We start from the raw sequence: 11,909 nt of genomic DNA, 5'->3' as shown, positions 1-11,909 counted from the left end.
GCTGGGGGCACCTCCCAGCGGTAGCTGGGGGAGGGTGGGCACACCGCCGACCACCGGCCTCAGTGCAGCAAACGCTCCTGAAGCGCAACGCGCATCGACGGGGTAAGCCTGAGCCCCTCGGACAGATACGTGTCCGTGGACCCCCACACCTCCCCGATCGCGACGAACGCCGCATCCAGATAAGACGCCCGCGCCTCGAAGAGCGGAGAGAGCAACTCCGAGACCTCGGCAGAAACCTCCGCGTCGCGCCGCACCCGATACCGCCGGTGCGGCGCGTTGGACTCCAGATAGTCCGCCTCGATGACATCGCGCGGCACCCCCAGCGCCAGCAGCGTCACCGCCACCGAGAGCCCCGCCCGGTCCTTGCCGGCGGCACAGTGCATCAGCGCGGGCACGTCGCCCTCGGCGAGGGCGCGCACGACCCGGCCGTGCTCGGCCGTCCGCGTCGTGACGATCTTGCGGTACGAGGCGGCCATCCGGTCCGCCGCGCGGCCCTCGCCCAGCACGGACCGCAGCGTGGCCAGGTCGCCGTCGCGCACCATCCGCCAGAACTCGCTGCCGTCGGCCGGGTCGCTCAGCGGGAGGTTGACGTTCCGTACGCCGGGGAGGGTCACGTCCGGGCCCTCCAGCGCGATGTCCGCGGCGTTGCGGAAGTCGAATATCGTGTGGAGGCCCAGCGAGGCGAGGAACGCCGCGTCCGCCTCGGTGGCGTGGGCCAGGTGGCCGCTGCGGAACAGGACGCCGGGCCGGACGTGCCGCCCGTCGGCGGCCGGCAGACCCCCCAGATCGCGGAAGTTGCGGACCCCCGCCAGCTCGGGCTCGGCCTGCGGGGCGGGCGGCGTCTGTGTCACGTGCGCTCCTCGGGGTGTTCCGGTCGTGGCGCCGATCGTATTCCGGGTCACGCCACATTGCCGGGGTGGGATACATCACGGCACGTCAACCCCTGGTTACGGTGGCGTAGGTCACTCAAGAAGGTGAATGATGCACTGACGTGGCAGACGATTCGAATTCATTCAGCAAGAGCGCGATCGGGTCGTACGCAGCCGTCGGGGACAGCTTCACCGAGGGCGTCGGGGACCCAGGCCCCGACGGGACCTTCGTCGGCTGGGCCGACCGACTGGCCGTACTCCTCTCCGACCGGCAGGAGGAACACTCCTTCCGCTACGCCAACCTCGCCGTCCGCGGCCGCCTCCTGGACCAGATCGTCGAGGAGCAGGTCCCCCGGGCCAAGGAGCTCGGCCCCGACCTCGTCTCCTTCTGCGCCGGCGGCAATGACATCCTGCGCCCCGGCAGCGACCCGGACGACGTGGCCCAGCGCTACGAGGCGGCCGTCGCCGAGCTGCGCGCCTCCGTCGGCACGGTCCTGCTGTGCACCGGCTTCGACACCCGTGGCATGCCGGTCCTGCGCCATCTGCGGGGCAAGATCGCGACGTACACCGCCCATGTCCGGGCCATCGCCGACCGCTACGACTGCCCGGTCCTCGACCTGTGGTCGCTGCGCTCGGTCCAGGACCGCCGGGCCTGGAGCGAGGACCGGCTGCATCTGTCGCCCGACGGGCACACGCGCGTCGCGCTGCGGGCCGCCCAGGTGCTGGGCCTCGAGGTGCCCGCCGACCCCGACCAGCCCTGGCCGGACGAGGAGCAGCGCTCGGCCGCCGAGGTGCGCCGGGACAACGTCCACTGGGCGCGCGAGTACCTGGTGCCGTGGATCGGCCGCCGGCTGCGCGGTGAGTCCTCGGGCGACAACGTGGAGCCCAAGCGCCCGGACCTGCTGCCGCTGTAGGCCCGAGGGGGACCAAGGGGGGTAGTAGGGGGTCAGTGGGGGTGCCGCCCGTGCGGCAGATCGGCCCCGTGCGGCAGGTCGGCCCAGACGACTCGGCCGTGGCCGCTGTCGTCGGGCCGGACCCCCCACTCCCGGGACAGCGCGCCCACCAGGAGCAGCCCGCGCCCGCTCTCCTCGTCCGTACCGCTCCGGCGCACCCGGGGCTCCGTCGGGGCGTCGCCCTGATCGGCGACCTCTATGCGCACCACCACGCGGCTCACCCGCAGCTGGCAGCTGACCTTCTCGCTGTCCGTGTGCCGCACCGCGTTGGTGACCAGCTCCGACACCACCAACTGGGCGTCGTCGCAGGCCACTTCGTCTATTCCCCACTCCCGCAGTCGCGTGAGGACTCGTTGGCGCGCCTCCGCCACCGAGGTGTTGAGGGCGGGGAAATGAAAGGCGTCCTGCCGCAGATGACCGAGGAGAGATCTGCCGCAGAGCCCGGACGATGGTGCGTCATGGGAGAGGACCACTCCGCAACTATGTGCGATGCGTATCAGTTGTGGCAAGGTTCAACCTGCAAATTACAGAATCGCAAGGACAGTCTGTCGGGCCGACAGACCGCGTGGCACACTGCTGGCATATGACGGCAGTTGGAGGGGGTGGACAGTGGCGGACTCGCGACCGGCGGGTGCCCCGACGGTCCTGAGGGTCGTGCTCGGCAAGCGTCTCCAGCACCTGAGGGAGCGGGCCGGGCTCTCCTACGAGGAGGCGGGCCGCGCCCTGGACGTCACCCACGCCACCGTCCGCAGAATGGAGAAGGCCGAGGTCGGGCTGAAGATCCCCTATGTGGAGAAGCTCCTCCACGTCTACGGGGTGCTCGACGCCGCCGAGGTCGAGGGCTTCCTCTGCCTCACCCGCGAGGCCAACCGCCCCGGCTGGTGGCACCGCTTCCGGGACGTCCTCCCCGAGTGGTTCAGCGCGTTCGTGAGCCTGGAGGGAGAGGCCAATCTCATCCGCGCGTACGAACCCCACTACGTCCCCGGTCTGTTGCAGACCGAGGAGTACGCCCGGGCCGTGCTCCGCGCCGGCATGCCGCACGCCCGCGACGCCGAGATCGAGCGCGCCGTCACCGTCCGCCGGGAGCGGCAGGGCCTCCTCACCAAGGACGGGGCCCCGCTGCTGTGGGTGGTGATGGACGAGACGGTGCTGCGCCGCCCCATCGGCGGCCCGGACGTGACGCGCGCCCAGGTCGACCGGCTCATCGAGGCCACCGACATGCCGAACGTACGACTCCAGCTGATGCCGTTCGCCGCCGGGCCGCACCCGGCGATGTACGGCCCCTTCCACATCTTCCGGTTCCCCCTCCAGGAGCTGCCCGACATCGCGTACGCCGAGAACCTCGTCGGAGCCTCGTACTTCGACCAGCGTGACGATGTCTCGGCGTTCCTGGAGGCACTGGACCGGATGTGCGCGCAGGCCGCGCCGGCACACACCACCAAGGCCATCCTCGGTGGCATTCGTAAGGAGATCTGAACCATGGATCCGGACCGCGTCTACAACGGCATGCCCGCGACCGACCTCGGCACCGAGGGCTGGAGCAAGCCGTGGAGCGGCGGCAACGGCGGCAGTTGCGTCGAGGCCATGCGGCTGTGCGACGGCCGGGTGGCCCTGCGCCAGTCCACCGACCCCGGCGGTCCCGCGCTGATCTACACGCGTCACGAGATGGAGACCTTCATCCGCGGCGCCAAGGCGGGCGAGGCCGACTTCCTGCTGGCGTAGTTCCCGCCGATACGGCGCACAGAGAAACCGAACGGACGGATGGAAAGGCGACAGGCGTGATCGAGTACGGCGCGGACGGCCGGGGCACACCGGCCGAGGAGATCGACACCAGCAGGCCCCACCCGGCCCGGATGTACGACTACTACCTCGACGGCTGGGACAACTACGAGGTCGACCGGGCCGCCGCCGAACGCGTCATCGCGGCCCACCCCCAGGTCCGCCTCTCCGCCCGCGCCAACCGCGCCTTCCTGCGCCGGGCCGTGCGGGAGGCGGTGCGCGGCGGCGTCCGCCAGATCATCGACATCGGCACGGGCATCCCCACCTCGCCCAATACCCACGAGGTGGCCCGCGAGGTCGCCCCGGACGTCCGGGTGGCCTACGTCGACAACGACCCCATCGTGGCCACCCACGCGGAGGCCAGGCTCACCAGCGCGGGCGGGGCGGGCTTCGCGCTGGCCGACGTCCGGGAGCCGGAGACGATCCTGGGACACCCGGTCGTCCGGGAGCTGATCGACTTCGACCGGCCGGTGGCCCTGCTGCTCGTCGCCGTCCTCCACTTCGTCAAGGACGAGGAGGACCCGGCGGGCATCGTCGCCACCCTCGGCGACGCCCTGCCCGCCGGCAGCCTCCTGGTGATGTCCCACGCCACCGAGGAGCCCTACGAGGGCTACGCCCAGGGCCGTACCGACACCGTCGCCCGGGACGGCGTGCTGGACGCCTACAAGAACGCCACCGCCGCCCTCAACCTGCGCGGCCGCGCCGCCGTCGAGCCCCTCTTCGGCGACTTCGCGCTCCTCGACCCGGGGCTGGTCCGGGTGCCGTTGTGGCGCCCGGACGGCCCCGTCCCCGGGCCCCGGGAGCTCAGCGAGACCGTCTTCTACGGCGGCATGGGCCGCAAGGGCTGACTCAGGCGCGAGGACCGACTCATGCGCCGGGGCGGGCCGGGATCTCGCAGCTGTCCTTGAAGCCCTGACTGGTCAGCCCCAGCGCCGAGTTGATCCGCGAGCGGAGGTTCTCCACCGCCACCATCGCCGTCAGCTCGACGAACGCCGCCTCGCCGAGCCGCTGCCGCAGCCGCTCCGCCAGGTCGTCCTCGACGGCCGGCGGGGTGGCGCTCATCGCCTCGGCGTACTCCATGACGTCCCGCTCCAGTGGGGTGTAGGCGTCGCTGGACCGCCAGCGCGGCACATCGCGCAGCTTGTCGGGGGCCATGCCCTGGTTGTGGCTCAGCCAGTAGCCGAAGTCCATGCACCACGAGCAGCCGATCGCGGCCGCCGACGCCATCACGGCGAGCTCCTTGAGCCCGCTGTCCAGCGCGTTCCAGCGGGCCAGCGACTTCTCGAAGCGCGCGTCGGTCATCAGCACCCTGCGGTTGTGCCCCATGGCGAGCAGCGGGTCGATGACCTTGCCGTAGGTCCGCATGCTGTACCAGGCCGTGAGCCGGTTCAGCAGGGTGCGGGGCGGGGTGAGGGAGATGCGGGCCATGGCCGGTGCCTCCAGGGGAGAACGGTTGCTGTCACCCCTACGACGGGACGACCCCGCCCGGATGTGACATCACCGGGCGAAGATTTTTTGTCAGTGCCCCCGCATAGGCTGGCCGCATGGACGGTGAGCTCTTCCCGCGGCCGGTGACCGAGGTCGCCCCGGGCGCCGTGCACGTCCCGGGCTGGCTGGACGAGGCCGCCCAGCACCGCCTCCTGGCGGCCTGCCGCGCGTGGGCCCGCCCCCCGGCGGGCCTGCGCACGGTACGCATGCCCAGCGGGGGCGAGATGTCCGTGCGCTCGGTCGGGCTGGGCTGGCACTGGTTCCCCTACGGCTACGCCCGCACCGTCGTCGACGGCGACGGCGCCCCGGTCAAGCCGTTCCCCGCCTGGCTGGACGAACTGGCGCGGGCCGCGGTGGCCCGCGCGTACGGCCGCCCGGCCGGGCCGGAGCCGTACGACATCGCGCTGGTGAACTTCTACGACGCCGGCGCGAAGATGGGCCTCCACCGCGACGCCGACGAGAAGTCCCCGGCGCCCGTCGTCTCCCTGAGCCTCGGCGACTCCTGCGTCTTCCGCTTCGGCCATCCGGGCGGCCGCACCCGCCCCTGGACGGACGTCGAGCTGCGCAGCGGTGATCTCTTCGTCTTCGGCGGCCCGGCCCGGCAGGCCTACCACGGCGTGCCCCGGATCCTGCCCGGCACCGCCCCGGCCCGGCTCGGGCTCACGGGGCGGCTCAACATCACCCTGCGCGTGAGCGGGCTGTGACGCCCGGCGGATAATGGGACGACCTGCCTGCCCGACCCTGGAGGTGCCGTGACCGGCTCCCGCCCGTTCCGCCCGCCCCTGGACGCGCTGCGTCCCGCCGCCTTCGGCGTGGACCCGGCGGGGGAGCGGATGGCGCGCATCCGCAGGTCGCCGCACTTCGCCGACGGCGTGTTCGTCAACCCGGAGGGCACGCGCCGTACGCCGTCCGGCTCCATGCTGAAGTTCCTGCCCACCTACTTCCGCAAGGAGGAGCGCGCCCTGCGCGCCCCGGCCCACGCGGTGCCCGTCCACCCCACCACCGTCGCCGACCTGGCCGTCCCCCCGGCCTCCGGGCTGCGGCTGACCTGGATGGGCCACTCCAGCGTGCTCGCCGAGATCGACGGCCACCGGGTGCTCTTCGACCCCGTCTGGTCCGAGCGCTGCTCGCCCTTCTCCTTCGCGGGCCCCCGCCGGCTCCACCCGGTGCCGGTGCCGCTGGCCGAGACCGGCCCGCTGGACGCCGTGGTCATCTCGCACGACCACTACGACCACCTCGACATGCCGACCGTCCGTACCCTCGCCCGCCGCACCGGCGTCGCCTTCGTCGTCCCCCTCGGCGTCGGCGCCCACCTGGAGCACTGGGGCGTCCCGGCGGACCGGATCACCGAGCTCGACTGGCACGAGTCGACCCGGATCGGCGAACTCACCCTCACCGCCACCCCCGCCCGCCACTTCTGCGGCCGCGCGCTGCGCAACACCCAGCACACCCTGTGGGCCTCCTGGGTGGTCGCCGGCCCGGAGCACCGGATCTTCCACAGCGGCGACACCGGCTACTTCCCCGGTTTCACCGCCATCGGCGAGCGCTACGGGCCGTTCGACGCCACGATGGTGCAGGTCGGCGCGTATTCGGAGTTCTGGCCGGACATTCACATGACCCCGGAGGAGGGCATGCGCGCCCACCTCGACCTCCAGGGCGGTGACGCCGCGCGGGGCGTCATGATGCCGATCCACTGGGGCACGTTCAACCTCGCCCCGCACCCGTGGGCGGAGCCCGCCGAGGGAACCGTGGCGGCGGCCCGGGAGCCCGGGGCACGGATCGCGGTGCCCAGGCCCGGCCAGCCGTTCGAGCCGGGCGCGGAGCCGGTGCTCGACCCGTGGTGGCGGGCGGTCGCGGTGCGGCCCACCGACGCGGTGCCCGAGGCGGAGGTGCCGGCGGGGGCCGAAACCGGGACCGAGACCGAAACCGACGCCGAGGTCGCCCTTCAGGCGTGAGCCGGGCGACGCTCGCGCCACTGGGCGCCACTGGCGTGAATACGCACATCTGTACGCGTTCCTCTTGCGGGGCAAGTGGAGCTGGCGCTTCAATTCCCAGTGACAGTTAGGAAACCTTCCTGACAGTTGGCCATCGGCCAATCCGCCCACCGGGAAACGGAGTTCCGCATGCCCGCGCGCACCTCGACGATGAAGAAGACCGCCGCCCGGCTCGCCTTACCGGCCCTGGCGCTTGCCCTGCCCGCGTCCCTCGCCCTGGCCGGCCCCGGCCAGGCGGCGGCGCAGCCGTCCCCCGTCCGTACCGCCACCGTCCCCGCCGCGGCCGGGGCGGGCGCGCCGCTCGACGACCCGTACGAGAAGGACATCGCCATGCGGCTGGTCTCCAGCGCGGAGAACTCCACGCTGGACTGGCGGGGACAGTTCCGGTACATCGAGCCCTACCCCGACGGCCGGGGCTACACCGGCGGCATCATCGGTTTCACCTCGGGCACCGGCGACATGCTCGAGCTCGTCGAGCGCTACACCAAGAAGAAGCCGGACAACCCGCTCGCCAAGTACCTCCCCGCCCTGCGCAAGGTCAACGGCAGCGACTCGCACGCCGGGCTCGGCAAGCCCTTCGAGGAGGCGTGGCGGAAGGCGGCCGACGAGGACAAGGCGTTCCGGGACGCCCAGGAGGCCGAGCGCGACCGCGTCTACTTCGACCCGTCCGTCAAGCAGGCCAAGGCGGACGGCCTGCGCACCCTCGGCCAGTTCGTCTACTACGACGCGATCGTCATGCACGGCCCCGGCGACGGCAAGGACAGCTTCGGCGGCATCCGCAAGGCCGCCCTCGCCAAGGCCAAGCCCCCGGCCCAGGGCGGCGACGAGAAGGCCTATCTCGACGCCTTCCTGGACGCCCGCAAGAAGGTCATGAAGAAGGAGGAGGCGCACCAGGACACCAGCCGCGTCGACACGGCCCAGCGCGTCTTCCTGAACGAGGGCAACTTCGACCTCCGGCCGCCGCTGAAGTGGAAGGTCTACGGCGAGTCGTACCGGATCGACAAGTAGCCACACGGATAGCCACACGGAGTACGGGCGGGCCCGGGGCGGCGGTAAGGTCCCGGGCCCGCAGGCCGTCCGCAGGCCGTCCGTGGGCTCCGTGTCAGTGCCCGTCGAGGTGGCCGAGCTCGCTCAGGTCGCAGCAGGAGTCCCGGCGCAGTTGCCGTCCGACCTCCAGCCACTCCCGGTGGAGCCGCCCGTGGCGCGGGGCCAGGCCGGTCGTCCCCTCGTACGAGGCCACGAGCTCCCGCTGGTCGAAGCGGACGCCGCCGCGCAGCACCGACGCCGTGCGCACGAGCGAATCGAAGTCGGTGAACGGGTCGCCGTCGATCACCGTGGCGTCGGCGAGCTTGCCCACCTCCAGCGTCCCCAGGTCCCGTTCCGCGCCGAACGCCCGCGCCGGCAGCACCGTCGCCGTCCGCAGTGCCTGCGCCGGCGTCAGCCCGTACCGGTGGAGGGCGCGCAGCCCGAGGTGGAGGGAGAGGCCGACGGGGACGAGCGGGGCGTCCGTGCCGAGGGCCACGACGCCGCCGCCGGAGAGCACCTTCCGGTAGACGTCGATCTCGCGGCGCAGCGTGGTCAGTTGGTCGTCCGTGGGCGCCTTCGCGGCGGTCTGCCGGACGGTCGCCACGTCCCACGGCGGCATCAGCACGGTGACGCGGGGGTCCTCGGCCAGGTGGGGGGTCTCGCCGAGCAGGGGGACGGAGGTGAAGATCGTGGCGATCATGCGGAAGTCGGTGGCCGTGTAGATCTCCGTCAGGTCCTGGTAGGCCCGGCCGGTCGCCGTCGTGGCGTGGCCGAACTCCAGCCGCTGCGTCGCCTGGAGGTGCGTGGTGAGGTCCTGCCCCAGCTGGACGCCCGGCGAGCACAGGTGGCTGCCCGTGCGCACCCCGAGCCGGTCGTGCGCGAAACGGGCCGCCTCGCGCATCACCCAGCCCGGCGCGCGGACGTACGTCTTGACGAAGTCCCAGTCCAGGGCGGTGGCGCGGGTCAGGGAGCGGCGCAGGCCCTCCTCGGTGCGGTGGGCGCGGCCCATGGTGTAGGCGACGCGCGGGCCGTCCAGCAGCTCGCCCGCGGTCAGCAGCCTGGGCCCGGCCAGCGCGCCGGCCGTCACGGCCTCGCGGATGCGGGCCTGCTCGTAGGCGAAGCCGCCGAGGGAGACGGCCGTGGTGATCCCGTAGGCCAGCTGGAGGGCGGTCTGGCGGCCGCCGTAGGTGTACTGCCAGGGGTGGGTGTGGGCGTCCCAGAGGCCGGGGATCACGGTCTGGTGCGAGGCGTCGACGGTCCGGAGGGCGGGCCGGCGGGCCCGGTGGGGCTCGACGGCGGCGATCCGGCCGTCGCGGACGAGCAGGTCGACGTCCTCGCGGACGGTCGTGCCCGTGCCGTCCCAGAAGCGGCCCGCGCGCACGAGGGTGTCGGCGGGGGTGGGGCGGCGGTAGTCGAGGGCGACGGGGATCGTGCGGGCGGTGCCGTCCGCCACGTCCAGCAGCCGCAGCCGCCCGGCGGACAGATAGAGGATCCGGCGGCCGTCGGCGGACCAGGAGGGGTGGTCGGCGGCCTCGTCGGTCAGCCGGCGCGGTTCGCCGTCGGGCGTGCCGTCGGGGCGTACGGGCAGCAGCCACAGCGCCGACTCGTTGATCACGGCCATCGAGCGGCCGTCGGGCGACCAGACGGGCCCGGAGTCGTAGCGGTCGGAGACCGAGGCGTGCGGGGCGAGGGCGTGCAGCCGGGCGTCCCCGCTGTCGGCGTCGACGACCCTGATCAGGTTGTAGCCCTCGCGGAACCGCTGGTTGAGGCGGTTGCGGTCGCAGAGGGCGACGAAGCGCCCGTCGGGCGACCAGGTGGGCCGGCCGGGCAGGCCGCCCGCGCCCATGGGGGCGGCCAGCAGCTTCTCCGTGCCCGCCGCGAGATCGCGGACGATGAGGTTGCCGGACATGTCGACGCAGGCCAGGCGGGTGCCGTCGGGGGAGAGCGCCGGGTGGACGCGCCCGCCGTCGGCCAGCACGGTCTCCTCGCCGGAGGCGAGGTCGCGGCGGCGGACGGCGTAGAGCCCGTCGCGGTCGTCCGTGAAGACCAGCGCCCGGCCGTCGCGGGTCCAGGTGGGGGCCATGACGTACCGCCCGGGGGAGGCGGTGAGGACCTGCCGGGGCCTGCCGCCCTTCTCGACGTCCGCGACCCAGAGGGCGTTGAGCGCGGCGAAGGCCACCTGGCGGCCGTCGGGGGAGAGGGCGGGCAGGTGGAGCGAGCGGACGCGGCGGACGACCGCGCCGGTGTCCGCGAAGTCGTACCGCTTGACCTGGTAGCGGGGCCGGTCCAGGGGCAGCTCGGCGTGGAAGGGGACGGTCACCGCCGGCACGCCGCGGGCGTCGGCCGGGGGTGTGGGCGCGGGGGCGGCGGAGGGGTGGGGGAGGGAGTCGGCGGCGGGCGCCCGGGGGGGCTCGGGGGCGGCGCCGGGTCTGATGATCGTGAACTGTCCGCCGACGGTCAGCAGCAGCTCGTCGCGCGAGACCCAGCGCGGCGGCACGGGCTCCACGTCGCCGTCGACGGGCACGACGGCCCCGTCCACGACGAGGGCGCAGGTCGCGGTGGGCGCGGGCGTCGTCCGCAGATAGGCCAGCCGCCCGGTGGGCGAGACGGCCGGCGTCATGACCTGCGCGCCGGCCGCGCTGTCGGTGCGCTCGACGCGCACCGGCCCCTGCCCGTCCGCCGCCACGGACGCGACCGTACGGGCCTGGAGCACGCCCCCGGCCACCTGCCCCCGGACGAACAGCAGCCGCTTGCCGTCCTGCGACCAGACGGGGTCGAAGTCCTCCCACGCCCCGTCCTGCCCGGGCCCCTCCTGCCCGTCGAGGCCGGTGATCCGCGTCAGCGCGCCCGTCCGCACGTCCACCACCCACACCCGGTAGGGGCTGCCCGCCACGGGGTCGCCCCCGCGCTCGGACGCGAACGCGATCCGCGTCCCGTCCGGCGACCAGGCCGGCCCCCGGTCGTCCCACGGCCCGTCCGTCAGCTGCCGCAGCCCGGAGCCGTCGGGCCGTAGCGTCCAGATGTGGAAGCCGCCGCCCCGGTAGGCGCAGACGGCCAGCAGCCGCCCGTCGGGCGAGTGGGTCGGTCTGGTCGGCTCGAGATCGGCCGGGGTGATCGCGACGGCCTCCCCGCCCTCGCGCGGCACGGACCACAGCACGTTCTGCACCTCGACGACCAGCCGCCCGCCGCCCGGCGCCGGCGAGCCCGCGCCATTGGTGGCGGCCGTGAACGACAGCGCGCCCCCCTTGGCACGCGGGGCCGCCACCGCTTCTATCGCGTCCAGGGGCAGCGCGACGGCCGCACCGGCCACGGCGGCGGTACCGGCCGCCGCCTGAAGAAAACCGCGTCGGGAGAAGGTGGTGTCCAACTGTCCTCCTGGGTCGGGGGAGTTGCACGGGGCGGCAGCCCCCATGGCGGAAGCCGATGGTTGCACGCCCCACAGGCCACGGGTCAACACCCTGAGCCGATCACGAACGCCCGCCGAGCCCGTTTCCCGGGGTGCCCACGCGGCACCCCCCACCGCCGCCCCCCGGGCGCGGGGGATTCTTCATCCGAACGGGTAACCCACGTCACACCACGCCCTGCCGCCCGGATGCCCGGCCGCCCGCGTCCCGCCGGAGCCGGGCGGCACAAGGGGTGCGCGAGGACCGCGCGAAGTGCGGTATTGTTCTCATGCGCGGTCGGCGAGGGCGAAAGCCCAGGCCGGACGAGCACCGGGACGTGGCGCAGCTTGGTAGCGCACTTGACTGGGGGTCAAGGGGTCGTGGGTTCAAATCCCGCCGTCCCGACACGTGAAAACG

Annotated in this window: 11 protein-coding genes and 1 tRNA gene; 8 read left to right on the top strand and 4 right to left on the bottom strand. The window is 73.3% G+C overall.

Annotated elements, in window-relative coordinates:
• Positions 1-59 precede the first annotated feature (59 nt).
• Positions 60-851, bottom strand: coding sequence for a tyrosine-protein phosphatase (locus IE096_RS03740; protein ID WP_189448336.1), 792 nt, complete (start codon positions 849-851; stop codon positions 60-62).
• A gap of 140 nt (positions 852-991) precedes the next feature.
• Between IE096_RS03740 and IE096_RS03735 the strand changes: the two genes are divergently transcribed.
• The gene (locus IE096_RS03735; protein ID WP_189448334.1) at positions 992-1,783 is read left to right on the top strand and encodes an SGNH/GDSL hydrolase family protein; all 792 of its coding nucleotides are present in this window, start codon (positions 992-994) and stop codon (positions 1,781-1,783) included.
• 32 nt (positions 1,784-1,815) lie between these two features.
• Here IE096_RS03735 and IE096_RS03730 read toward each other — a convergent pair whose 3' ends face one another.
• Positions 1,816-2,295 carry an ATP-binding protein gene (locus tag IE096_RS03730; protein WP_229819891.1) on the bottom strand — a complete coding sequence of 160 codons (480 nt, stop codon included), beginning with the start codon at positions 2,293-2,295 and terminating at the stop codon, positions 1,816-1,818.
• A 136-nt stretch (positions 2,296-2,431) separates the two neighbouring features.
• On the opposite strand from IE096_RS03730, the gene IE096_RS03725 reads away from it, so the two are divergent.
• Genes IE096_RS03725 through IE096_RS03715 form a run of 3 tightly spaced genes read left to right on the top strand, consistent with a single transcriptional unit; the run spans position 2,432 to position 4,449 of the window.
• Positions 2,432-3,298, top strand: a complete 867-nt coding sequence (locus tag IE096_RS03725) for a Sco1979 family transcriptional regulator (protein ID WP_189448332.1) — start codon at positions 2,432-2,434, stop codon at positions 3,296-3,298.
• A gap of 3 nt (positions 3,299-3,301) precedes the next feature.
• The gene (locus IE096_RS03720; protein ID WP_126916826.1) at positions 3,302-3,544 is read left to right on the top strand and encodes a DUF397 domain-containing protein; all 243 of its coding nucleotides are present in this window, start codon (positions 3,302-3,304) and stop codon (positions 3,542-3,544) included.
• A 59-nt stretch (positions 3,545-3,603) separates the two neighbouring features.
• On the top strand, positions 3,604-4,449 hold the full coding sequence (locus IE096_RS03715; protein ID WP_373298035.1) for an SAM-dependent methyltransferase: 846 nt from the start codon (positions 3,604-3,606) through the stop codon (positions 4,447-4,449).
• 19 nt (positions 4,450-4,468) lie between these two features.
• On the opposite strand, the gene IE096_RS03710 is transcribed toward IE096_RS03715, so the two are convergent.
• The gene (locus IE096_RS03710; RefSeq protein ID WP_189448330.1) at positions 4,469-5,029 is read right to left on the bottom strand and encodes a carboxymuconolactone decarboxylase family protein; all 561 of its coding nucleotides are present in this window, start codon (positions 5,027-5,029) and stop codon (positions 4,469-4,471) included.
• A 116-nt stretch (positions 5,030-5,145) separates the two neighbouring features.
• On the opposite strand from IE096_RS03710, the gene IE096_RS03705 reads away from it, so the two are divergent.
• The 3 genes from IE096_RS03705 to IE096_RS03695 all read left to right on the top strand — a co-directional run bounded on the left by IE096_RS03705 (position 5,146) and on the right by IE096_RS03695 (position 8,091).
• The gene (locus IE096_RS03705) at positions 5,146-5,793 is read left to right on the top strand and encodes an alpha-ketoglutarate-dependent dioxygenase AlkB family protein (protein ID WP_189448328.1); all 648 of its coding nucleotides are present in this window, start codon (positions 5,146-5,148) and stop codon (positions 5,791-5,793) included.
• 48 nt (positions 5,794-5,841) lie between these two features.
• Entirely contained in the window at positions 5,842-7,044 is a 1,203-nt protein-coding gene (locus IE096_RS03700; RefSeq protein ID WP_229819890.1) for an MBL fold metallo-hydrolase, read from the top strand.
• A gap of 168 nt (positions 7,045-7,212) precedes the next feature.
• A complete protein-coding gene (locus IE096_RS03695) occupies positions 7,213-8,091 on the top strand; it encodes a chitosanase (RefSeq protein ID WP_189448326.1) in 879 nt (292 codons plus the stop codon).
• 94 nt (positions 8,092-8,185) lie between these two features.
• On the opposite strand, the gene IE096_RS03690 is transcribed toward IE096_RS03695, so the two are convergent.
• Positions 8,186-11,521, bottom strand: a complete 3,336-nt coding sequence (locus IE096_RS03690) for an amidohydrolase family protein (RefSeq protein WP_189448324.1) — start codon at positions 11,519-11,521, stop codon at positions 8,186-8,188.
• A 302-nt stretch (positions 11,522-11,823) separates the two neighbouring features.
• Here IE096_RS03690 and IE096_RS03685 point away from each other — a divergent pair.
• Positions 11,824-11,897: transfer RNA gene (locus tag IE096_RS03685), tRNA-Pro, on the top strand.
• Positions 11,898-11,909: the final 12 nt, after the last annotated feature.

Origin of the sequence: Streptomyces abikoensis (assembly GCF_014648775.1) — a bacterium.
Taxonomy (GTDB): Bacteria; Actinomycetota; Actinomycetes; order Streptomycetales; family Streptomycetaceae; genus Streptomyces; species Streptomyces abikoensis.
This window is presented reverse-complemented; position numbering and strand designations above follow the sequence as displayed.

Excerpts from the sequence above, each read along its gene's own strand:
- IE096_RS03720 (WP_126916826.1), top strand. The coding sequence starts at position 3,302 with ATGGATCCGGACCGCGTCTACAACGGCATGCCCGCGACCGACCTCGGC.
- IE096_RS03710 (WP_189448330.1), bottom strand. The coding sequence starts at position 5,029 with ATGGCCCGCATCTCCCTCACCCCGCCCCGCACCCTGCTGAACCGGCTC.
- IE096_RS03705 (WP_189448328.1), top strand. The coding sequence starts at position 5,146 with ATGGACGGTGAGCTCTTCCCGCGGCCGGTGACCGAGGTCGCCCCGGGC.
- IE096_RS03695 (WP_189448326.1), top strand. The coding sequence starts at position 7,213 with ATGCCCGCGCGCACCTCGACGATGAAGAAGACCGCCGCCCGGCTCGCC.
- IE096_RS03690 (WP_189448324.1), bottom strand. The coding sequence starts at position 11,521 with ATGGGGGCTGCCGCCCCGTGCAACTCCCCCGACCCAGGAGGACAGTTG.